The sequence below is a fragment of the Burkholderia sp. Ac-20392 genome (assembly GCF_017104585.1).
Classification (GTDB): Bacteria; Pseudomonadota; Gammaproteobacteria; order Burkholderiales; family Burkholderiaceae; genus Burkholderia; species Burkholderia lata.
The window spans coordinates 1-22,117 of record NZ_JAAGPB010000098.1 but is presented as its reverse complement, the minus strand read 5'-3'; the positions used below and the strand labels follow the sequence as shown (position 1 = coordinate 22,117).

The following is a 22,117-nucleotide window of genomic DNA, read 5'->3' as shown; positions in this document are numbered from 1 at the left end:
GCTGCGCGGGTTTGGCGAGCGTCTGCTCGAACGCGCGGAGGAACTGTCGCGCATCGAGGTGCTCGATTCGGGCAACACTTACGTGCCGACGCTCGCGAGCATGCACGAGACGGTGCGCAGCCTGCGCTATTACGCGGGGCTCGTGCACGGGTTGCACGGCGAGACGATTCCCGCCACCGGCCGCCATCTGCACATGACCGTGTACGAGCCGTACGGCGTCGTCGGCCGGATCGCCGCGTTCAACCACCCGGCGATGTTCTCGGCGGCGCGTACCGCGTCCGCGCTCGTGACCGGCAACACGGTCGTGGTGAAGCCGCCCGAAACGTCGCCGCTGTCCGTGCTCGTGCTCGGCGAGGTGGCGCGCGACACGTTGCCGGCCGGCGTGTTCAACATCGTCAACGGCACGGGCGCGGAGGTTGGCGATGCGCTGGTGCGCCATCCGGACGTGAAGCGTCTCGCGCTGATCGGGTCCGTGCCGACCGGGCAGGCGATCCAGCGCAGCGCGGCGGAGGTCGGCGTCAAGCACGTGACGCTCGAGCTGGGCGGCAAGAATCCGATGATCGTGTTTCCGGACGCGGATCCGGACGCGGCCGCTGAAAGCGCGGTGCGCGGGATGAATTTCTCGTGGCAGGGCCAGTCGTGCGGATCCAATTCGCGGCTGCTGGTGCACGACGACATTTACGACGACGTGCTCGCGCGTGTCGTCGAGCGCGTGGCCGCGATCCGCGTCGGCGATCCGATGTTGCCCGACACGGGCATGGGCCCGATCAATTCACGCAAGAGCTACGAGCATGTGATGAGCTTTCTCGATCCGGCGCAGACGCACGGTGCGCGGCTGATGACGGGCGGCCGCCGCCCGCCCGGGCGTGCGTTCGAAAAAGGCTTCTGGGTCGAGCCGACCGTCTATGCCGATGTCACGCCGGCGATGCGGCTGTGGCGCGAGGAAGTCTTCGGCCCGATTCTGTCGGTCGCGCGATGGCGCGATGTAGACGAAGTGGTCGCGATGGCCAACGACACGGAATACGGACTGTCGGCCGCGATCTGGACCAACGACATCCGGCAGGCGCTCAACACCGCGCGTCGCATCCGTGCGGGCAGCGTATTCGTCAACGGCAGCAACACGCACTTTCTCGGCGTGCCGTGGGGCGGCTTCAAGAACAGCGGCGTCGACCGGGAAGAGGGGGTCGAGGAGATGTACAGCTACGTCGAGAAGAAGGTCATCAACGTGATGCTGTGACAGGCATGACTTGCCGCCGGCCGTTCCCGTCATCGACGGGTTCGGCCGGCGACGGCGCGCGCGATCCATCAGTCGACGCCGGGTAAAACGGCCCACGGCGGCGCATCGAGCGGGGAACACATATCCCGCACGCGCCGATTAGATAGTTTTACTAATAAAAATGACAGGCCGGCGTGCGGTTCGCTCGTATGCGAACGGTGCGTCGGACACTGACGGTTTGGAGACAGCATCCGTGAGAATGAAGACAATGGCCGTCGCGTTGGCGATGGTGTCGTGCCACGTGCACGCGCAGAGTTCGGTCACGCTATTCGGTCTGGTCGACAACGGCATTTCATACGTGAGCAATTCGGGCGGCAAGGCGCTGGTTCAGGCGATGTCCGGCATCCAGGCGCCCAACCTGATCGGGATCCGCACGGTCGAGGATCTCGGCGGCGGGTTCCAGGCGCTCGTCTTCATGGCGTCGCAGCCCGATATCAACAGCGGCACGGTGCGCGGCGGCGCACTGTCCGGACGCGAGTCCTATGTCGGCATCGTCACGCCGTACGGCACCGTGACGCTCGGCAGGCAGTTCGACTACATGTTCGACAACCTGTCGCTGCATCGCTGGGGGCACGAGATTTCCTATGTCAGCCTTTACCAGTTGCCGGGCGGCCCGTTCTCGAAACTGGGCGCGGCGCTCGGCACCTTCGACTACACGCGTACGGCGGGCGGGGGCGCAACACCGAACGCGATCAAGTTCACGTCCGCGTATTACGGCGGGTTCCGGTTCGGCGCGTTGTATGGCTTCAGCAACATCGCCGGGCAGACCGGCAGCAACAGCCTGTCGAGCTTCGGCGTGTCCTACGACAACGGGCCGTTGCGGCTGGATGCGGCGTACACGTATTCGAAAGAAGAGGGAATCGACAACGGGCACCTCGGCATCCGCAATGCCGGCGCGGGCGGACGCTATACATTCGGCGACTTCGCGCTCGACGCGCTGTACGTGAATACGCGCAACACGCTGACGGGCGCGCACGTCGACACCTACGAGATCGGCGGGCTGTACCGGTTCGCGCCGGATTTCTTCGCGTATGCGAACTACCTGTACGCGAAGGGCAGCCGGCAACTGACCGGCAATCATTCGAATCAGGCTGGCATCACGGTCGATTACCTGTTGTCGAAGAAGACCGACATCTACATGAGCGCCGTATATCAGCAGGCGAGCGGCGGCCAGGACGTCATTGCGTCTATCTGCGGCACGTTCACGGCATCGTCGGGCGCGCGGCAATCAGTGTTGCGGGCAGGTGTACGCACGGTCTTCTGAATGTCCAACCCCGATAGCGATTGGCCTGTCACTGATGGAGTGGGCCGCGCGGATTGCGCTATCGGGATGCTAGCGCAGACCGAATCGGTGATTGCTGGGTCGCCGGACAGCTTGGTGAGCTTACCACTGACAATTAACGGGTTCTGCGGTGCCACAGCCACGATCTTAGATATTGCGGTGGGGAGCGGTACGCGCTATGTCTCTGTGTGCAGTGTGGCCCACCTTCTGCCGACTAAACATTCCCCGGACAAACGCTTCGGTCGCGTAGATGCGCGTGATTTCGGCAAGGCCGACAGGAAACCCATCGGCGGCTCGTTTAAGTAGCTTCTCTAGACCATCGCGGCGCACCATTCGTTCCGCTACACAAAATCCGTCCAGACAAACTTCTCGTATGTGGTCATAGTGCACGTAAAGACTTTGTAAGGCTGAGTGTGTTGTCTCGCCTTTGTCGGTCCGCCATAGATTTGGCAAATTCGACGAATCGAAGGCCGCTTGTCGGACGATTAGGCGGTTGTGACAACCCGTGAACAAGTCATCCAAACTAGCTCCGAGGGCGAGTTCAACCATTGGCTGCGCGAGAAATGGCAAGATCGGGCGGCGTATGGTAGGGCGGACCTGGACCACAGTTTCGTCCAGAGTCGCCGCCAGTGCAGCCATTTGATATCTTTTTCCTGGCTGTACCAACAATCTCCAATTGGTTAGCAGGTCGTCGTATAGACCGGCAGGCATCGCCCTCGGGCACCCATGCACGACACTCGGATTAGCGTTTTGCCAAAGCCCGCCGCGAAAGTACTGCCGCGCGTCGTCCATTGATTGTTTGAGCGCGGCCCAAATCGGTATCCGATAGTAAATTGCGAGATCCCGCAAGGCGGTGATCGCCCGCTTCACAGCGGCGCATCGCAGGATGCTTGGATGTGCGTCCCGTACGCTGCCGTTAGCCCGTGATCTTCCGAAAATGTTCCGCGTCGCAGTCGATACAGACCCAGCGAGAGTCACGCATGCGTCCTATCCCCGGCGATCTAGAGGAAGTGTGGGACTTAGGGAACAATCACTACGTTCCTTTTCTTTCGAAAGGCCTGACGTCGGGCAAGCTCGTGGGCTCACCGCCAGCGGCTGGGTCGTTCCTGCTTGATTCGATCTGGCTATCACTTCATGCAAATTTCGGATTGTTCCGCTATTGCTGGCGCTCCAACATAGGCGCTGCAGAGGACATTCAATCCACACAAGGAGACATTGCATGAAGTTGGTGCGCTTTGGTGTGCCGGGCGAGGAGCGACCCGGCGTCATTGACGGGGACGGTCGCATTCGCGATCTGTCGGGTCACGTGGAAGACATCGCGTCGGACGCGCTCTCCGACGACAACCTGCGCCGCCTCGCGGCGCTCGATGCGGCGTCGCTTCCGCTCGCACCGGACAGCGCCCGGATCGGCCCGTGTGTCGGCCGGGTCGGCAAGATGATTTGCGTCGGCCTGAACTATTCGGATCACGCCGCGGAATCGAACATGGCCGTCCCGACGGAGCCGGTACTGTTCATGAAGGCGACGAGCGCGATCGTCGGCGCGCACGACGACGTCGAGATTCCGCCGGGCGCTGAGAAGGTCGACTGGGAAGTCGAACTGGGCGTCGTCATCGGTCGCGAGGCGCGCTATGTGTCGCGCGAACGTGCGCTGGACTACGTCGCCGGCTACTGCGTCGTCAACGATGTATCGGAGCGTGCGTACCAGCTGGAGCGTGGCGGGCAGTGGGACAAGGGCAAGGGATGCGACACGTTCGGCCCGCTCGGCCCGTGGCTCGTCACGCGCGACGAGATCCCCGATCCCCAGTCGCTGCGCCTGTGGCTCGAGGTCGATGGCAAGCGCTACCAGGATGGCAGCACGCGGACGATGATCTTCGACGTCGCCACGCTCGTGTCCTATATCAGCCAGTTCATGAGCCTGCAGCCGGGGGACGTGATTTCCACCGGTACGCCGCCCGGCGTCGGGTTGGGACAGAAGCCGGAGCCGGTCTTTCTGCGCGCGGGCCAGACCATGCGGCTCGGTATCGACGGACTTGGCGAGCAGCAGCAACGCACGGTTGCCGCACGTATGCCGGAGGCACGATGAACCAGATCGAACTGAGCGGCCGGGTGGTCGTGATCACGGGCGGCGCGCGCGGCATCGGCTATGCGGTCGCGCAGCGGGCACTGCGCTCGGGCGCGGCGGTGTCGTTGTGGGACGTCGACGCGGAGCGGCTCGCGCGCAGCCAGCATGAACTGTCGGAACTCGGCACCGTATCGACCGTCGTCGTTGAACTAACCGACGAAGCGTCCGTCGACGCCGCGGCCGCGGCCACGTTCGAGCGCCACGGTGCGATCGACGTGCTGATCAACAGTGCCGGTATCACGGGGGGCAACGGCCTGACGTGGGAACTGCCGCCCGAGGTCTGGCGCCGCGTGATCGACGTGAACCTGATCGGCTCGTATCTGACGTGCCGCGCCGTGGTGCCGCACATGCTCGAGAAGGGCTACGGCCGCATCGTCAACATCGCATCGGTGGCCGGCAAGGAAGGCAATCCGAACGCATCGCACTACAGTGCTTCGAAGGCCGGCCTGATCGGCCTCACGAAATCCCTCGGCAAGGAACTGGCGACCCGCGGGATCCTCGTGAACGCGGTCACGCCCGCGGCAGCGAAGACCGAGATCTTCGACTCGATGTCGCAGCAGCATATCGACTACATGCTGTCGAAGATCCCGATGAACCGCTTCCTGATGCCGGACGAGGCCGCGTCGCTGATCCTGTGGCTCGCGTCCGAGGATTGCGCGTTCAGCACCGGGGCCGTGTTCGACCTGTCGGGCGGTCGCGCCACCTATTGATCGACGGTAGCCGACCCGCGCCAAGCGGGTCGCACGATACAGGGCGGATCGACCGCCCGGACAAGGAGACACCACGATGAACGCGACGCAACCCGCTGTCGAGCAGGCGGTCGGCAGGGTCATGCGGAGGTTGCTGCCGTTCCTGTTGCTGATGTACGTCCTCGCATTTCTCGACCGGACGAATGTCGGCTTTGCCCAGCACGCGCTGCAACGCGACGCCGGCCTGTCCGATGCGGCATTCGCTTTTGGAGCAGGCGTATTCTTCGTCGGCTATGCGCTGCTCGAGGTGCCGAGCAACCTGATCATGCATCGGGTCGGGGCACGAATCTGGATGTGCCGGATCATGGTCACGTGGGGGCTCGTGTCGACGGGAATGGCATTCACGAACAGCGCAACCACGTTTTACGTATTGCGCTTCCTGCTGGGCGTTGCCGAAGCAGGGTTCTTCCCGGGGATCATTTACTACCTGACGCGCTGGTTTCCGCAAGCGGCACGTGCGCGCGCGATCGGTGTGTTCTATTTCGGTGCGCCGTTGGCGTTCATCTTCGGCGCGCCCTTGTCGGGATGGTTGCTGGATCTGCACGGCGCATTCGGCCTGGCCGGCTGGCGCTGGATGTTCATCGTCGAGGGCGGGTTGGCGTCGCTGGTCGGCGTATGGGCGCTTCGCTATCTCGACGATGCGCCGGCCGACGCGCAATGGCTCGACATGCCGGCTCGCCGCGTGCTGGTCGACGCGATCGAACAGGATGCGAAGGTCGCGATGCAACATGGCCCGCGCAGCGTGATGGCTGCGGTGACGAATGCGCGTGTGCTGGCCTATGCGGCGATCTATGCGTTGATCCAGATAAGCGTGTATGGCGTGATCTTCTTCCTGCCGCAACAAGTCGGCGCATTGCTCGGCCGACGTGTCGGCTTCGAAGTCGGGCTGGTCACCGCAGTGCCGTGGCTGTGCGCGCTCGGCGCCGCGTGGTGGATACCGCGCCTGGCGGAACGCTCGAGCGGACATCGGAAGTGGGCGATCGTCATGCTCGTGTGTGCCGCCGCCGGCATTGCGCTGCCGGGCATTGCGCCTGCGCCGCTCGTCGCGCTCGCCGGGCTGTGCGCGGCCGCGAGCGGTTTCATTGCCGCCCAGCCGCTGTTCTGGACGTTTCCCGCGCGAGACCTGACTGGGGCGGCCGCCGCGGGCGGCATCGCGCTCATCAATTCACTCGGCAGCCTGGGCGGATTCATCGCACCGACGCTACGCGCATCGGCCGATCGCTGGTTCGGTGCAGGCGCGGCCGGGTTGCAGGTGCTCGCGCTTGCCAGCTTGCTGGCAGCGTTGCTGATTGCGGTCATCGTGCCGCGTCGATCCGTCGGCCTTGCCGCCGAACCATTCAAACCGCCTGTCCAGCGCATGCGGTAACCCAGCCAAAACATTCGGAGCTTATTCTTCATGGCGATGCCTACCATCAAGCATGTGCGTGCGTTCACCGTTCGCGGCGGCGGCGCGGATTATCACGATCAGGACGACGGACACTGGATCGACGACCACGTCGCCACGCCGATGTCGCGTTACCCGGAATACCGTCAGAGCCGGCGGTCGTTCGGCATCAACGTCCTCGGCACGCTCGTGGTCGAGATCGAAGCGAGCGACGGCAGCGTGGGCTTCGCGGTCACGACGGGCGGCGAAATCGGCGCGTTCATCGTCGAAAAGCATCTCGCGCGTTTCCTCGAGGGCCGGAGCGTGACCGACATCGAGACGATGTGGGATCAGATGTATTACGCGACGCTCTACTATGGGCGCAAGGGTGTCGTGCTCAACACGATCTCCGGCGTCGATCTCGCGTTGTGGGATCTGCTCGGCAAGGTGCGTGGCGAACCGGTCTATCAGCTGCTTGGCGGCCCGGTTCGCGACGAGCTGGTGTTCTACGCGACCGGCGCGCGTCCGGATCTCGCCAAGCAGATGGGCTTCATCGGCGGCAAGATGCCGTTGCAGCACGGTCCGGCCGAGAACGAGGAAGGGCTCCGTAAGAACCTGGAGAAACTCGCCGACATGCGCAACCGCGTCGGCGACGACTTCTGGCTGATGTTCGACTGCTGGATGAGCCTCGACGTGCGCTATGCGACGCGTCTCGCCAACGCCGCCCATGAATACGGCCTGAAGTGGATCGAAGAATGCCTGCCGCCCGACGACTACTGGGGCTATGCGGAACTGCGGCGCAACGTGCCGCGCGGCATGATGGTGTCGACGGGTGAGCACGAGGCGACCCGATGGGGCTTCCGCATGCTGCTCGAAATGGGATGTTGCGACCTGATCCAGCCTGACGTCGGCTGGTGCGGCGGGATCACCGAGCTCATCAAGATTTCGGCGCTGGCGGACGCGCACAACGTGATGGTGGTGCCGCACGGTTCATCCGTGTACAGCTACCATTTCGTCGTGACGCGCCACAATTCGCCGTTCGCGGAGTTTCTGATGATGGCACCGAAGGCGGACGAAGTCGTACCGATGTTCACGCCGCTGTTGCTCGACGAACCGGTTCCGGTCAACGGGCGGATGAAGGTGCCGGACCGGCCGGGATTCGGCGTGCGGCTCAATCCGGAGTGCGCGCTGGTTCGTCCATACACGCATTGAACCCAACGAGGAGAAACAAGGTGCTGCTCGAAGACAAGGTCGTCATCGTCACTGGGGGCTCACGGGGCATCGGCCGGGCCATCGCCGTCGCCAGCGCGCGTGAAGGCGCAGACGTGGTCGTCAATTACTGGGGCGATAACGACGCATCGTATGGGCGGCGCTCCGCCATCGCCGAAGTCGTTGCTGAAGTCGAGCGTGCAGGCCGCCGTGCGATCGCGATCGAGGGCAACGTCGCGCTGCCGCAAACCGGCATCGACCTGGTCCGCCACACGGTAGACGCGTTCGGCAAGGTTGACGTACTGGCCAGCAACGCCGGCATCTGTCCGTTCCATGCGTTTCTCGACATGCCTCCGTCGGTCCTGGAGCGCACGATCGGCGTCAATCTGAACGGGGCGTTCTATGTGACGCAGGCGGTCGCCCGTCAGATGAAGGAACAGGGAACGGGGGGCGCGATCGTCGCAACCAGTTCGATCAGCGCACTTGTGGGTGGCGGCATGCAGACGCATTACACGCCGACGAAGGCCGGTGTGCATTCGTTGATGCAGTCGTGCGCGATCGCGCTCGGCCCCTACGGCATTCGCTGCAATTCCGTGATGCCGGGGACGATCGCGACCGATCTGAACGCAGCGGATCTCGAGGACGAGGACAAACGGCGCTATTTCGAGAAGCGCATCCCGCTCGGCCGGCTGGGCCAGCCCGAGGACGTGGCCGATTGCGTGGTGTTCCTCGCGTCCGACCGGGCGCGCTACGTGACGGGGGCAGCGCTACTGGTCGATGGCGGGATGTTCGTGAACCTGCAGTGAGCGAGGGCCGCCTTCGCGGCCCGCGTGATCAGTTCGCGACCGGCTGCGAGAAGCGGCGAAGCAGCGCGATGAAGTGAACCGCGGGCTCGGCCAGCGGTTCCTCCTTGCGTGTGAGGATCCCGTAGCCGGGCAGGCTCTTGCCGATTTCGATCGGAAGTGCGACGAGCAGCTTCGCACGCACGTGGTCGCGCACGACGGATTCGGGAAGCATCGCGACCGCATCGTACGTTCCGACGAGCTGCAGGGTCGCGAAGATCGAGCCGCATTCCGTGACGTTGGCGGGCGTCGACAGGTTCGCGCGGGCAAACTCCTCTTCCAGGATGGCGCGCGCGGGGCTCGTGACCGGCTGGGCGATCCAGGGCCATGCGACGAGCTCGTCGAGCGACACGCGCGACACGCCGGCGAGCGGGTGTCGGGCACGCACGACGAGCACGAGCGTCTCGCGTGCGAGCGGCTCGAAGCTGAAGTCGTTGTGCTGGAGCGATGCGGTCAGTCGGCCCAGTGCAAGGTCGACGTCGCGTCGGTAGAGGAGCTGAACGATCTGATCGCTGGTCTCGCCGAGGATCCGCATGCTGAGGAGCGGTCGCTCGGTTTTCAGTGCGGCGACGGCGAGTGCCAGTACGTCGGGGGCGGCGCCCATGATCGCGCCGACCGTGAGCTGGCCGTGCCCGCCGCGGCGCTTTGCGTCCAGATCCTCGGCGAAGCGGGTCAGATCGGACAGTGCGCGGCGAGCGTAGGTGAGCACGACCTCTCCCAGCGCGGTAGGAGACATGCCGCGGGCGTTGCGCTCGAACAGCCGGAAACCGAACGCGTCCTCGATGTCGCCCAGCATGCGGCTCGCGCTCGGTTGCGCGACGTTGATTTCGTCCGCGGCCTGATGGAGGTTGCGCGTATCGTCGAGCGCCACGAGGAGCCCGAGGTGCTTGAACTTCAGGCGGTTGACGAGCGAGACGGTGACGTCGTGCGGACTCATGTGAGGAATGCGATTCGGTTTGTGGATCGCCCAATCACGAATACGGATTGGTTTGTTATCAGTGGCGGAATTATAGTCGCTGCCATACGCCCCTGGCGCACAAAAAACGGCATGACACGACGGAGATTCAAACATGGAGACGATCGCCTTCCGGATGGTGCTGAATCCCGGGCAGAGCGAGGAGTACAGGCGCCGCCACCGGGAGATCTGGCCCGAGCTGGTCGAGACGCTTCACGAGGCCGGCATTCGCGATTACTGGATTTTTCTCGACGACGCGACCAACCATCTGTTTGCCGTGCTGAAGCGCGAACGCGATCATCGGATGGACCAGCTCGTGACCGACGACGTCATGCGCAAATGGTGGGGCTTCATGGCCGACATCATGGCCACCGGTTCGGACGGCGCGCCGGCACAGAAGCCGCTGGTCCCGATGTTCTATCTTCCCTGACCCGCACACGGAGACACCGCATGCAAGTCATCGATCCCCATGTGCACTTCTGGTCGCTGGGTACGCACCACTACCCGTGGCTCGAGCATCCGAAAACGTCGTTCGTCGGCGATGCGCTGCTGTTGAAGCACGACTACCTGCCCGGTGATCTGTTGAGCGATGCCGGCGAGATCGAGATCGTGAAGATCGTGCACGTCGAAGCCAATCACGATCCGGCCGACCCGGTCGAGGAGACGCGCTGGCTGCAGACGCTCGCCGATGCAGGCGACGGACGGGCTGCCGGATGGCCGAACGGCATCGTCGCCGCGGCGGATCTGAGCGTACCGGATGTCGAGGCAACGCTGGCCGGACATGCTGCGTTCGCAAACGTACGCGGCATTCGCCAGATCCTCAACGTGCATGACAACCCGCTGTACGGCTATGTTCAGCGGCATTACCTGCGCGACCCGGTCTGGCGGAAAAACTTCGGACTGCTTGCGCGATACGGCCTGTCGTTCGACTTGCAGCTCTACCCATCGCAGATGGACGAGGCGGCGCAGCTGGCGCGGGCGCATCCCGACATCCAGATCGTGCTGAACCACGCCGGAATGTTCGTCGACCGCGACAGCCCCGCCGGTTATCGCGCGTGGCGCGAGGGCCTGAAAACGCTGGCCGCGTGCCCGAACGTGGCGGTCAAGATCAGCGGGCTGGCGATGTTCGATCATCACTGGACCGTGGAAAGCCTGCGTCCGTATGTGCTCGAGACGCTGGATACCTTCGGCGTCGAGCGCGCGATGTTCGCGTCGAACTTTCCGGTTGACAGGCTGTTCGGCTCGTACGACGTGTTGTGGCAAGCGTATGCGCGCATCGTCGCAGGCGCGAGCGATGACGAGCGGCGGCAGCTGTTCGTCGCCAACGCCGAGCGCATCTATCGCATCTAGCGGTGCCAGCGGCCGCGGAAATGGCTGGCGGCCGCACAACGACAATATCGACGGAGACAACAGTGCAGACATCCTCAAGCGGCACGACCGTGCCGCGGTTGGCGCTCAGCGGCGCCAGCAAGTCGTTCGGCGCGGTGCGCGCGCTGATCGACGGCAACCTCACGATGATGCCGGGCGAAGTGCACGCGCTGCTCGGCGAAAACGGCGCAGGTAAATCGACGCTCGTGAAGATTCTCGCGGGCGTCCATGCGCCCGACACGGGCACGCTGTCCATCGACGGGACCGAGCGGCGATTTTCGTCGCCGGCCGATGCGCGCGATGCCGGCATCGCGGTGATTTATCAGGAGCCGACGCATTTCTTCGATCTGTCGATCGCGGAAAACATCTACATGGGACGGCAGCCCGTCGACCGGTTCGGGCGCATCGATTACGACACGATGCATCGGGAAGTGGCCGAGCTGCTCGTATCGCTGGGCGTGAACCTGAAACCGCAGCAGTTGGTGCGCGGCCTGTCGATTGCGGACCAGCAGGTCATCGAGATCGCGAAGGCGCTGTCGGTCGACGCGAACGTGCTGATCATGGACGAGCCCACTGCCGCGCTGTCGCTGCCCGAAGTCGAACGGCTGTTCGCGATCGTGCGGACGCTTCGCGAGCGGGGCGCGGCGATTCTATTCATCACGCACCGTCTGGAGGAAGTGTTCGCGTTGACGCAGCACCTGACGATCATGCGGGACGGCGCGAAGGTTTTCGACGCGCGCACGTCGGACATGACCACGGCCGACATCGTCGCGAAGATGGTGGGACGTGACCTGGAGACGTTCTATCCGAAAGCGCAGGTCGAGCCGGGCGACGTGAAGCTTGCGGTTCGAGGGCTCACGCGCATCGGTGTATTCAAGGACGTGACGTTCGATGTCCGCGCCGGTGAAATCGTCGCGCTGGCTGGCCTGGTGGGTGCTGGCCGCAGCGAGGTGGCGCGGGCGATCTTCGGCATCGACCCGTTCGATTCGGGCGAGATCCGCGTGGCGGGCAAGGTGCTCTCGGCCGGGCAGCCCGGGCGGGCGATCAAGGCCGGGCTCGCGATGGTGCCGGAAGACCGGCGCCAGCAGGGGCTTGCACTGGAACTCAGCATCGCGCGCAACGCGTCGATGACGGTGCTCGGTCGCCTGACACGGTTCGGTTTGATTTCCGCAGCGCGTGAAGCGGTGCTTGCGCACGAGTGGGGCGCCCGCTTGCGCCTGAAAGCGAGCGACCTGACGTTGCCGGTCGGCACATTGTCTGGCGGCAATCAGCAGAAGGTGGTGCTCGGCAAGTGGCTGGCGACCGGTCCGAAGGTGCTGATCATCGACGAGCCGACGCGCGGCATCGATGTCGGCGCGAAGGCGGAAGTGTATGGGGCGCTGTCCGAGCTGGTCAGGGACGGCATGGCGGTACTGATGATTTCGAGCGAACTGCCGGAAGTGCTCGGCATGGCCGATCGCGTGCTCGTGATGCACGAAGGCCGCATCCGCGCGGAGATTCCGCGGGCGCTCGCGACTGAGGAGCGAATCATGCGGGCCGCGCTCGGGCAAGACGATATCGAACTGGGACGGGCGGCATGACGAGCGGAACAAACACGATGAATCGAACCGAGCGCATCCCGACGCGTGGAACACTGGCTGGCGGATTGTCTGCCGTCGTGAAGCGACGCGAGGCGACATTGTTCGTCGTCCTGGTGGCGCTGATCGCATGCACGGCGATTGCCCGTCCGCAGTTTCTCAGCATGCAGAATCTGCGGGATGTGCTGCTCAACGTGTCGATTGTCGGCTTGCTGACCGCAGGTATGACGGTCGTGATGCTGATGCGGCACATCGACCTGTCGATCGGCTCGGTGGTCGGCATCAGCGCGTACGGCGTCGGCGCCCTCTATGTCGCGTATCCGGCCATGCCGGTGCCCGTCGCGCTGGCGGCGGGGCTCGCCATCGGGTTGGCGGCAGGCGCGATCAATGCCAGTCTGGTCGCCATCGGCCGGGTCCCTTCGTTGGTCGCGACGCTGTCGACGCTCTACATCTTTCGTGGCGCCGATTACGCGTGGGTCCACGGCGGACAGATCAACGCAACGAGCCTGCCCGACGCGTTCTCGCGGCTTGCGACCGGTTCGGTCCTGGGCATTCCGGTCCTGGCGCTGGTTGCCGCTGTCGTTCTCGCCGGGCTGTCGGTCTATCTGAAGCAGTTTCGTGCGGGGCGCGAACATTACGCGATCGGTTCCAATCCGGAGGCGGCGCGGCTGGCCGGCATCCGGGTCGATCGGCGCGTCATGACCGGCTTCATGATCTCCGGCGCGATCGCGGGCTTCGCCGGCGCACTTTGGCTCGCCCGCTTCGGCACGGTCGATGCCAGTACGGGCAAGGGCATCGAGCTGCAGGTGGTTGCGGCAGCCGTCGTCGGCAGCGTGGCCATCAATGGCGGCGTCGGCACGATCCTGGGCGCGACGCTTGGCGCGGTCGTGCTCGGTGTCATCAGCATCGCACTCGCGGTGCTTCACGTTTCGCCATTCTGGGAGCAGGCGATCCAGGGCGCGCTGATCGTGGCGGCCGTCGCCACCGATACGCTGCTCGCCCGCTCCATCGCAAAACGCATGATGAGGAAACGCGACCATGGTTAATCGATCCACCCCGGTTTCGGCCCACCGATCCGCGGCTGTCCTGACCTGGGAAGTCCTGCTGGCCGTCACCCTTGCAGCGTCGCTGGTGATGGCGCGCGTGCTGTCGCCGGTCTTTCTCGACGCGGCCAACCTGACCAACATCCTGCTCGACATCGCCGAGATCTCGTTGATGGCGATGACGATGACGCTGATCGTCGTGACGGGCGAGATCGACCTGTCGGTGGCGTCGATCCTCGGTGCATCGAGCGCGCTGATGGGCGTGCTCTGGCATCTCGGCTTGCCGATGCCGGTCGTCATCGTTCTGGTGCTCGCTGGCGGCGCGCTTGCCGGGTTCTTCAATGGCTGGGTGATCGTCCGCTTCGAACTCCCGTCACTCGCGGTGACCATCGGGACGCTCGCGCTGTTTCGCGGCCTCGCGTACGTGCTGCTCGGCGACCAGGCGATTGCGGATTTTCCGGCGGCTTACACGTCGTTCGGGATGAATACGGTAGGTGCGACGTTCATTCCCGAGCCGTTCGTCATCGTCATCGTCGCTGCCGCGCTGTTTACCGTTTTGCTACAGGCGACGGCGTTTGGTCGCAGCCTCTATGCAATGGGGTCCAACAACCAGGCGGCCGCTTTTTCGGGCATCGATGTCAAGAAGACGAAGCTGAAGTTGTTCGTGTTGTCGGGCGTGATGAGCGCGATCGCGGGCATCGTCTACACGCTTCGCTTCACGAGTGCGCGCGGCGACAACGGCGAGGGTTTCGAGTTGGCTGTCATCGCCGCGGTGTTGTTCGGCGGCGTGAGCATCTTCGGCGGACGCGGTTCGTTGTACGGCGTGCTGCTGTCGCTGCTGATTGTCGGCGTCCTGAAGAACGCGCTCACGCTCGTCGACGTGTCGAGCGAGACCCTGACGATCGTCACCGGCGTGTTGCTGCTGTCTTCCGTGCTGATCCCGAATCTTGTCGCGGGCTGGCGGGCGCGCAGAGCGCGACGCGCGATCGCGCATTGAACGGCACCGTGTACCGAGTGTGAACCCAACGCATATCAACAACGCCGGCCGAGCGGCCCGGCGATTCATAGGAGACGTAGCATGATCAAGACACTGCGCATGGCGACGACCGTCGCGGTTTGCAGCCTGTTGTTCGGAATCGGGAGTGCTGCCGGTGCAACCGGTGTGAAGGACGGCCTGAAGATCGCGTTCGTGCCGAAGCAGATCAACAACCCGTACGAGGTCATTGCCGACGAAGGCGGGATGGCGGCCATCAAGGAGTTCAAGGGCGACGGAAAGGTGGTCGGCCCGTCGGATGCCGGCGCGTCGTCGCAGGTGCAGTATGTCAATACGCTGATTACGCAGCGACAGAATGCGATCGTGATCGCGGCAAACGATCCCAACGCGGTCGTGCCGTATCTGAAGCGCGCGATGTCGCAGGGCATCAAGGTCGTCACGTTCGATTCCGACACGGCGGCGGACGGCCGCAATGTTTTCGTGAACCAGGCCAATGCCGAGAGCATCGGCCGCGGCCAGATCCAGCTCGTCGCGAAGCTGATGGGCGGGGAGGGCGAGTTCGCGATTCTGTCGGCAACGCCGAATGCCACCAACCAGAACACCTGGATCAAGTGGATGCAGGAGGAACTGAAGAAGCCGGAATACGCGAAGATGAAGCTCGTCAAGATCGCATACGGCAATGACGACGACCAGAAATCGTTTGTCGAAACCCAGGGTCTGCTGCAGGCCTATCCGAACCTGAAGGCGATCGTGTCGCCGACCTCCGTCGGTATCGCCGCCGCCGCGCGCTATATCTCGACGTCGTCGAGCAAGGGCAAGGTGGCGGTGACGGGGCTCGGCACGCCGAACCAGATGCGCGCCTTCGTGAAGAACGGCACGGTCAAGGCGTTCCAGCTCTGGGATCCGGGCCAACTCGGCTACCTCGCCGCCTATGCGGCCGCCAATCTCGCATCGGGTGCGATCTCGGGCAAGGAAGGCGAGAGTTTCGAGGCCGGCAAGCTCGGCAAGCGCACGATCGGCAAGAGCGGAGAGGTGATCCTCGGGCCGCCCACGACGTTCGATGCGTCCAATATCGATCAATTCAATTTCTGATATTGCGTTCCGCGACCCCGCCCGATTTCGGGCGGAACGGTCCAGACGGTCGATAGGACGAGACGATCAGCATCGCGTTCGAGCATCACGTTCGGAATTGGGCAGTGCATCGCAGCGCTTAATCCGAATCGACTACGCCTGCGCTGTTCTCGGTTTCCGACGTCAACTGATAGTTTTCTGAGAGGTACTTATGTTACTCGTACTCCAAGGTGGAGGAGGCTTTCGATATTGAGCCGTGGTGTACGTCTATGTCGTGCTTTGACGACTTCATTTTGAAGTTCGACGAAATCTCATGGAAACGTCTAGCGAACGCCCGTACGCCTGTCGGGCACTAAAACAGTTTCGCCAGATCTCCGCGGTGACGGCGGATGGTGAAATCGACGAGTCGACGCCGAATGCGACCAATCACGCCGCGGGCCGATTGTCCTTTGCCGGTCTGGTCCGGGGAATAGCTTTCGACTGCCTCGCGCGAGCGGACGCCCTTGGCCCAGACGAGTAAGGCGGCTAGGGAGGCGCCATGGGCAAAAAGTTGCGAGCGCGAGCGATCGGACATTCGGAGATTATGGGCACCGGAATGACAGCGGCGTGACGACGGGGTGTGACGCGCCGTCGTGCCTAAACATCATTGACTCGTTCCGGAAAAAGTGGGAAATGGGCGTGTGCGCTAAAGTACTTTGAACCGCTAGCCGTAGCTAGCCAGAACCACTCAGCCGATTCGCCATCCCGCATTAACTGCAATAACGGTGCCGGTCACGAAGCTCGCGGTCTCCGAGGCAAGCCAGAGTACCGCAGTGGCCACGCCGTCCGGAGTGCCGGGGCGACCTAAAGGCGTTTCTGCAACGATGGAGGCAACGCGCTCCTCGGACCGCCCGCCGGTGAATCCTGTCCCGGCGATGAAGCTCGGCGCGATCGCGTTAGCAGTGCAGCCGTGTGGCGCTAGTTCTCACGCGAGCGCAAAGGTAAGGCCGTGAAAGCCTGCCTTCGCTGCGGCATAGGCCAGCCCGCCGATCTGCTGCCGCCAGTTTGTGCGCCACTCAAACTGATATTGATAACTCGCCCCCTAGGACGGGGCAACAGTGGAGCGACGCAGTGCACCATCAAAAAAAGCTGCCTTTGAGGTTGATTTCGATGACCGCGTTCCAATCTAGCTCGGCCTGGTCGAGTGCAGTACCAAGGCTCACTGAACGTACGAACCCCGCGGCATTGACCAGCAGATCCCCGCGCCCGACGTTCGTGAGTGTGGACTCGACATCCGTGCGCTGGCCTGCGTCGGCGAGTTGGCAGGTGGCTGCAGACCCCAGCTTCGCAACGGCTTCTCGTAACCGCTGATCGTTTCGACCGACAATTGTCACGCGATAGCCCGCGTTGATGCATGCGCGCGCGATGCCCAAGCCGATGCCGCTCGCCCCCCCGGTTACAACTGCACGCCTTTCTCCGTCAATTTCTGGCTCCACTCGTTTGCATTGGATGCAGATTAAAACTGGAAATACGATACGTCTCATACGATTGAACAGCTGTTCTGATAATCTTGTAGTACGGCAACCCTCATTTTTCGGCAGCTCGAACAGTTTCTCGTCCTCGCGGAGACGACGAATTTCCGTCGTGCTGCAGAGCAACTCAACATGGCTCGGCCGCCACCGACGGCGTCGATCCGACATATCGACTTGCTGTTGGGTATGTACTTGCTGGAACGCCGCAGTCGCGTGACGTCTTCATCCGCAGCCGGAAAAGTTTTGCGCGAAGAGACGCGCAGGACAGTGGAACAATCGCAGCGCGCCGTTGATCTGGCCCAGTGCGCGCACCAAAGGCTTGTAGGTTCTCTCAGAGTCGGGTTTGCAGCGAGCGCCACGCGACACGTCTTGCTTCCCTTGATAGCGCGATTTCGGCAGACCCATCCCGATGTCGCACTTGACCTGACTGAGGCAACCACTAGTCAGTAGCTCGCTGCCCTCGACAACGACCGTCTCGACGTTGCCATTGTCGTGCTGCCCCGTGATGTCAACGTCGATCGGCGCATTGCGAAGCGCAAGCTGTTGAAGAGTCGCATGGTCGCCGTCACGTCTGCGAAGCATGCGCTGGCTCGTCGCCTGTGCGCTCTGTGCCGCTTGCTGCGCTCGCGCGCGAGCCATGGATTTTGTTTCCACCGACGGAAGGGCCCGGCTTGTATGCGACGCATCCTCGATGCGTGTGCTGAGGCCGGATTTGTTCCGCGCATGGTACAGCGTGCAACGCAAATGGACACTATCATCGGACTTGCGGCTGCGAACCTGGGCAATTGGCTCGTACCGGAACCGCTTGCGTTTGAGGAAGCGTCGGACGTGAAATTCAGGCGACCTGCCAAATACGGGACGCCGGGGACATACGAAGTGGCACTTGCGTGGCGGAGTACAGACAGCAACCCAACAGTGGCGGCATTAGTGGATTCGTGCGCGATGTGAAGGCGTTAATCGATCATTGCGGTAGCAGAAGTGAAGGTGCCATCCGATACAGAAGTGACGTCTGACTGGTTGCGCCACGGAGGGAGCCAGTGACGCGTCATGGCCGACTGCCGCCTGATGAAGTTGCGGCTGCTGTCCCTTGCTATCCGCAGGATCACCTCTCGATCACCAGCAAACCGTGCCTACACTAGATACAAGGCCCAAATTCCCATCTTAAATCAACGGTTAGACATCGATGCGGCGGATTGTTGACGAACCCTATCAGACACCAGTCGCTGGCGTCCGTCACCTATTCGACTGGCCTGCGACAGGCCAGGTCGTGTCGGCCAATCCGGCCGGCATCGGTGCATGGGCGGAGCTACGCGGCGCGTCGGCGCTTCGGCCGTGCTGGATCGTACCGAGGCGCCGCAACTGCTCGACCGCATCGAGATGTTGACTCCGATCAGCTAAGGGACTGTAAGCTGGCCGCGATGGTGGTGTTTCCTTTCGTGGGTTCGGCGCGGCGCCGTTTTGACGGACTTGGGACCCATACTCCAGAACAGCGCAGCGAGAATTCCTTACAGAAGTGAAATGCATGTCGACCCGGTCAAGTTTCGATTTGCGGTGAATTCATGGCACCGCGCTACGACGATGGTCGCGAAATAATTCGTAAACGAGCGTGCGCAGCCATTGATGCCCTTCATCTCGCTGATAGCGTTCGTGCCAAAATTGAGAGATATCGACCGGCTCGATATCGAACGGAAGTGGGACAGCGCGTAAGTCTGGCAGCTGGCCGAGCACGTACGCAAGACGGCTCGGAACACAAGCGACTAAATCACTTGCGGACACAATGCTTTCCAGGCCGAAAGAGTGTGCAAGCTGTATTGCGATATGGCGCGTGGTGCCAGATTCCGGAGATAGTGCATCAAGCGCTGCTTCGAAATTCGCATGGCTGCCTGCAGTGGGTGCATAGATGACATGGTCGGCTGAGAAGAATTGCTCAGCGGTGAGCGTCGGACCGATCGTCGGATGGTCGACGCGCACGAGAGCTACGTAAGTTTCGTGGAACAGCCGTTGCTGGTGGAAATCGGCATGTAGCCCGCTGAACATTCCTAGCGCAAGGTCGATTTCACCGAGCTTCATCATTTGCTGTGCGGCATCGAGTGGTAGATCGGTTGTAACAATGCGCAGGCCGGGGGCTGACTGATGCAGGTGTGCGACGAGAGGCGGTATGAAAATCGCTTGCCCGAGATCGCTTGTATATAGACGGAACGTGCGCGTTGATGTGGCCGGCTCGAAAGAGCGGCCCGCCTGCAACGCGGATTGCAGCGACGCAAGCCCCTCGTCGACGAGGACCGCGATCGCATCCGCGCGTGGAGTGGGTTGCATGCCGTCGGCCGTCTTAACGAACAACGCGTCGTCGAACAGCGCGCGCAGCCGCTTCAGAGTGTTGCTTACCGCTGGCTGCGTGAGATGCAGCACCTCTGCCGCGCGAGTTGTGCTTCGCGTCTGATAGAGCACATCGAACACCCGTAGCTGATTGAGATCGATGTTGTGTCGGTCAGAATCGTGTTCCATTGCGTCGATAGGTTGTAATAAATCCGGTGAATAGCGTCATTCGTCGCCGCAATTTCACATGGGACCGCAGTCTTCATATCCTAGCCGGGAAACGCTTCGCTAGGGTGGCGCGGCGTACAGGACATCTCGGGAGACACCATGCGAGACAAGATTGCACTCGAAGAGCACTTTGCTACGCTGGAAACGATCGGCGACTCTGAACATTATTTTACGTCTGATATTTGGCCGTCGAGACGCCGCCAACTGCTTGATGTCGAAGGGGAACGCATCGAGCGCATGGATGCGTGTGGTATCGACTATGCAATCCTGTCGCTGAATGCGCCGGCCGTCCAGGCAATCACTGATACTGATCGTGCGATCGACGTCGCTCGCCGCGCGAACGACCTGCTGGCCGAACAGATCGCGCGTCGCCCCGATCGCTTTGGGGCTTTCGCAGCGCTTCCGCTGCAGGATCCGGACGCTGCTGGACGCGAGCTTGAGCGCGCGGTGACTGAACTGGGTTTCAAAGGTGCTCTCGTCAATGGCTTCTCGCAGGTCGGCCACGTCGACAACGCGACTTACTACGATCTGGCGCAATTTCGACCGTTTTGGGCGGAGGTCGCACGTCTCGACGTACCGTTCTACTTGCACCCGCGCAATCCGTTGCCGAGCCAGCAACTGGCAATCGAAGGTCATCCATGGTTGATGGGACCGGCATGGGAGTTTTCGCGCGAAACGGGCGTTCATGCCCTCCGCCTAATCGGCAGCGGCCTGTTCGACGAGTTTCCGAACCTAACCGTCATTCTCGGGCATCTTGGCGAACTTGCACTGCATAACATCTGGCGCACTTCGCACTGGGCGTCAGCCGGTGGGAAGAATCCGATGGGTGTGAAGGCGAAGCGCACGTTCATCGATACGTTCCGAGCGCATTTCTACGTCACGACGAGCGGCAACTTTCGGACGATCGCCATGCGGAACGCGATCGATGAGATCGGCAGCGATCGCGTGCTGTTCTCGGCCGACTATCCTTTCGAGTCGATGGAAGAAGCGAGCGCATGGTTCGACGCTGCTGAGATTGGCGATAACGATCGACAGAAGATCGGGCGGGACAACGCGAGCCGGCTGTTCCGACTGGGTTGAGCCAAGCTGGTGTCGCCGATTCATCAGAACACCGTGGGGAAACATGGTGGCGCCCCGTCCGGGCGTCACCAGAATGAATTTGTTGTATAAGTAAGGGATTTGATCAGGCTGACCGGGTATGTTCACATACTGGGGCGTCGAGTCGTACCTAAGTCGGACAGATTGACATCGAATGGACCGCTGGGCCAGGCTAAGACGGCCGGCTCGGACGCAAGCGCCTGCTGGTCGGTTCGGTCCTGTCGTTCGGCTGGTAGAGTACGTTTCCCGTGGTAGCAGCGGAGATGCATGCTGTAGCGGTGCCGCGTTTTTTCACCGGGGTACGGTTCGGCGCCGCGATGTCAAACACAATCGCGATGACGTCTGCGTACGGTCCATGCATAGGCGATGCACCGGTCGTTACGACGATGTCTTGTTGCTTCACGTTCGGCTCCACGGCGGCGGGGTTCATCGTCGCGCACGTGATTACGCGTTACGGCTGGCATGGGATATCCGGCATCGACGGCGTGCTGCCGATCGCGCTCGGGCTAGTGATGCTCGCTGCGCCGGCCGAGTCGATGCGTTTCTTGGTTCATCCACACCCGTCGACCGCATCGGTTTCGGGTGTGCTGCGTGTATGTCTTTTGGCGTGCGAGCTGGCGCGCAGCGTGCTACCCGACCGCTACCGCCACAATAGTCCCTCCTTTCAGTGAACGCGAAAGTAACCACGGCACTCGTTCGAAATCCTACGGTGGGTCGAAAGGCTGACCTCGCTGTGTCGTTCATTCGAGTAGGAAGCGGCGCAGCGCGTCGTGGCTGAGGCGGCGTGCCGTTTCGGATACGCGCGCGCCGGGCACGATGTCGAAGCCGTGCACGCCGCCGGGGAGCACGTGCAGTTCGGTCGGCACGCCTGCGCGAAGCAGGCGCTGCGCGTAGTCGAGATTCTCGTCGAGGAACAGGTCGAGCGAGCCGACCGACAGGAACGCGGGCGGCAGGCCTTCCAGCTGCGTGGCGCGTGCGGCGGCCGCGTACGGCGACACGCCGTCGAGGCCCGGCGCGTGACCGAGCAACGCACTCCAGCCGAACCGGTTGTTGGCCGCGTGCCACACGAACTCACCGGCATGCGGATGCGGCGCGCGCGTGCAGGTGCGATCG

22 protein-coding genes are annotated in these 22,117 nt (G+C 62.8%); 15 read left to right on the top strand and 7 right to left on the bottom strand.

Going from position 1 to position 22,117, the window contains the following annotated elements; genetic code table 11:
- Together G3N99_RS14280 and G3N99_RS14275 are read left to right on the top strand one after the other, a co-directional pair.
- The coding region (locus G3N99_RS14280) for an aldehyde dehydrogenase family protein (protein WP_206122698.1) at positions 1 to 1,237 on the top strand (1,237 nt) is incomplete at its 5' end.
- A 238-nt stretch (positions 1,238 to 1,475) separates the two neighbouring features.
- Positions 1,476 to 2,540: a porin gene (locus G3N99_RS14275; RefSeq protein WP_241011634.1), complete on the top strand. Its 1,065-nt coding sequence runs from the start codon at positions 1,476 to 1,478 to the stop codon at positions 2,538 to 2,540.
- A 165-nt stretch (positions 2,541 to 2,705) separates the two neighbouring features.
- Here G3N99_RS14275 and G3N99_RS14270 read toward each other — a convergent pair whose 3' ends face one another.
- Entirely contained in the window at positions 2,706 to 3,197 is a 492-nt protein-coding gene (locus tag G3N99_RS14270) for a hypothetical protein (RefSeq protein ID WP_206122697.1), read from the bottom strand.
- Positions 3,198 to 3,777: 580 nt separating this feature from the next.
- On the opposite strand from G3N99_RS14270, the gene G3N99_RS14265 reads away from it, so the two are divergent.
- The 5 genes from G3N99_RS14265 to G3N99_RS14245 all read left to right on the top strand — a co-directional run bounded on the left by G3N99_RS14265 (position 3,778) and on the right by G3N99_RS14245 (position 8,807).
- Complete coding sequence (locus tag G3N99_RS14265) at positions 3,778 to 4,641, top strand: fumarylacetoacetate hydrolase family protein (protein WP_206122696.1); 864 nt, start codon at positions 3,778 to 3,780, stop codon at positions 4,639 to 4,641.
- Complete coding sequence (locus G3N99_RS14260; protein ID WP_174985377.1) at positions 4,638 to 5,390, top strand: SDR family NAD(P)-dependent oxidoreductase; 753 nt, start codon at positions 4,638 to 4,640, stop codon at positions 5,388 to 5,390. Before G3N99_RS14265 ends, G3N99_RS14260 begins: the two co-directional genes overlap by 4 nt.
- 76 nt (positions 5,391 to 5,466) lie before the next feature.
- Positions 5,467 to 6,795 carry an MFS transporter gene (locus G3N99_RS14255; RefSeq protein WP_206122695.1) on the top strand — a complete coding sequence of 443 codons (1,329 nt, stop codon included), beginning with the start codon at positions 5,467 to 5,469 and terminating at the stop codon, positions 6,793 to 6,795.
- Between the two features lie 30 nt (positions 6,796 to 6,825).
- Positions 6,826 to 8,004: an L-rhamnonate dehydratase gene (gene rhmD / locus G3N99_RS14250; protein ID WP_206122694.1), complete on the top strand. Its 1,179-nt coding sequence runs from the start codon at positions 6,826 to 6,828 to the stop codon at positions 8,002 to 8,004.
- A 20-nt stretch (positions 8,005 to 8,024) separates the two neighbouring features.
- On the top strand, positions 8,025 to 8,807 hold the full coding sequence (locus G3N99_RS14245; RefSeq protein ID WP_206122693.1) for an SDR family NAD(P)-dependent oxidoreductase: 783 nt from the start codon (positions 8,025 to 8,027) through the stop codon (positions 8,805 to 8,807).
- A 28-nt stretch (positions 8,808 to 8,835) separates the two neighbouring features.
- On the opposite strand, the gene G3N99_RS14240 is transcribed toward G3N99_RS14245, so the two are convergent.
- The gene (locus tag G3N99_RS14240) at positions 8,836 to 9,780 is read right to left on the bottom strand and encodes a LysR family transcriptional regulator (protein ID WP_089476159.1); all 945 of its coding nucleotides are present in this window, start codon (positions 9,778 to 9,780) and stop codon (positions 8,836 to 8,838) included.
- Positions 9,781 to 9,913: 133 nt separating this feature from the next.
- On the opposite strand from G3N99_RS14240, the gene rhaM reads away from it, so the two are divergent.
- From rhaM to rhaS, 6 genes are all read left to right on the top strand, one after another.
- A complete protein-coding gene (gene rhaM / locus G3N99_RS14235; protein ID WP_089476158.1) occupies positions 9,914 to 10,228 on the top strand; it encodes an L-rhamnose mutarotase in 315 nt (104 codons plus the stop codon).
- A gap of 20 nt (positions 10,229 to 10,248) precedes the next feature.
- Positions 10,249 to 11,148 carry an amidohydrolase family protein gene (locus tag G3N99_RS14230; RefSeq protein WP_206122692.1) on the top strand — a complete coding sequence of 300 codons (900 nt, stop codon included), beginning with the start codon at positions 10,249 to 10,251 and terminating at the stop codon, positions 11,146 to 11,148.
- 20 nt (positions 11,149 to 11,168) lie between these two features.
- Positions 11,169 to 12,746, top strand: a complete 1,578-nt coding sequence (locus tag G3N99_RS14225; RefSeq protein WP_241011631.1) for a sugar ABC transporter ATP-binding protein — start codon at positions 11,169 to 11,171, stop codon at positions 12,744 to 12,746.
- A gap of 17 nt (positions 12,747 to 12,763) precedes the next feature.
- Positions 12,764 to 13,789: an ABC transporter permease gene (locus G3N99_RS14220; RefSeq protein ID WP_241011630.1), complete on the top strand. Its 1,026-nt coding sequence runs from the start codon at positions 12,764 to 12,766 to the stop codon at positions 13,787 to 13,789.
- On the top strand, positions 13,782 to 14,783 hold the full coding sequence (locus tag G3N99_RS14215; protein WP_206122689.1) for an ABC transporter permease: 1,002 nt from the start codon (positions 13,782 to 13,784) through the stop codon (positions 14,781 to 14,783). Before G3N99_RS14220 ends, G3N99_RS14215 begins: the two co-directional genes overlap by 8 nt.
- Positions 14,784 to 14,882: 99 nt before the next feature.
- On the top strand, positions 14,883 to 15,872 hold the full coding sequence (gene rhaS / locus G3N99_RS14210) for a rhamnose ABC transporter substrate-binding protein (protein WP_241011632.1): 990 nt from the start codon (positions 14,883 to 14,885) through the stop codon (positions 15,870 to 15,872).
- Positions 15,873 to 16,578: 706 nt separating this feature from the next.
- On the opposite strand, the gene G3N99_RS41875 is transcribed toward rhaS, so the two are convergent.
- The 4 genes from G3N99_RS41875 to G3N99_RS14185 form a co-directional block, all read right to left on the bottom strand.
- Positions 16,579 to 16,767, bottom strand: a complete 189-nt coding sequence (locus tag G3N99_RS41875; RefSeq protein WP_254603288.1) for an SDR family oxidoreductase — start codon at positions 16,765 to 16,767, stop codon at positions 16,579 to 16,581.
- Positions 16,768 to 16,969: 202 nt separating this feature from the next.
- The gene (locus G3N99_RS41870) at positions 16,970 to 17,488 is read right to left on the bottom strand and encodes an SDR family NAD(P)-dependent oxidoreductase (RefSeq protein ID WP_241011629.1); all 519 of its coding nucleotides are present in this window, start codon (positions 17,486 to 17,488) and stop codon (positions 16,970 to 16,972) included.
- Between the two features lie 96 nt (positions 17,489 to 17,584).
- Positions 17,585 to 17,944 carry a hypothetical protein gene (locus tag G3N99_RS14195; RefSeq protein WP_174985276.1) on the bottom strand — a complete coding sequence of 120 codons (360 nt, stop codon included), beginning with the start codon at positions 17,942 to 17,944 and terminating at the stop codon, positions 17,585 to 17,587.
- Between the two features lie 975 nt (positions 17,945 to 18,919).
- Positions 18,920 to 19,867 (bottom strand): LysR family transcriptional regulator, encoded by a 948-nt coding sequence (locus G3N99_RS14185; protein ID WP_206122688.1) that lies wholly within the window; start codon positions 19,865 to 19,867, stop codon positions 18,920 to 18,922.
- Positions 19,868 to 20,005: 138 nt separating this feature from the next.
- Between G3N99_RS14185 and G3N99_RS14180 the strand changes: the two genes are divergently transcribed.
- Together G3N99_RS14180 and G3N99_RS14175 are read left to right on the top strand one after the other, a co-directional pair.
- Positions 20,006 to 20,986, top strand: coding sequence for an amidohydrolase family protein (locus G3N99_RS14180; RefSeq protein ID WP_174985392.1), 981 nt, complete (start codon positions 20,006 to 20,008; stop codon positions 20,984 to 20,986).
- 281 nt (positions 20,987 to 21,267) lie between these two features.
- On the top strand, positions 21,268 to 21,675 hold the full coding sequence (locus tag G3N99_RS14175; RefSeq protein ID WP_206122687.1) for a hypothetical protein: 408 nt from the start codon (positions 21,268 to 21,270) through the stop codon (positions 21,673 to 21,675).
- Between the two features lie 69 nt (positions 21,676 to 21,744).
- Here the strand turns inward: G3N99_RS14175 and G3N99_RS14170 are convergent.
- Positions 21,745 to 22,117, bottom strand: a 373-nt coding sequence (locus G3N99_RS14170) for an alpha/beta hydrolase fold domain-containing protein (RefSeq protein ID WP_206122686.1), incomplete at its 5' end; no start/stop codon positions are given.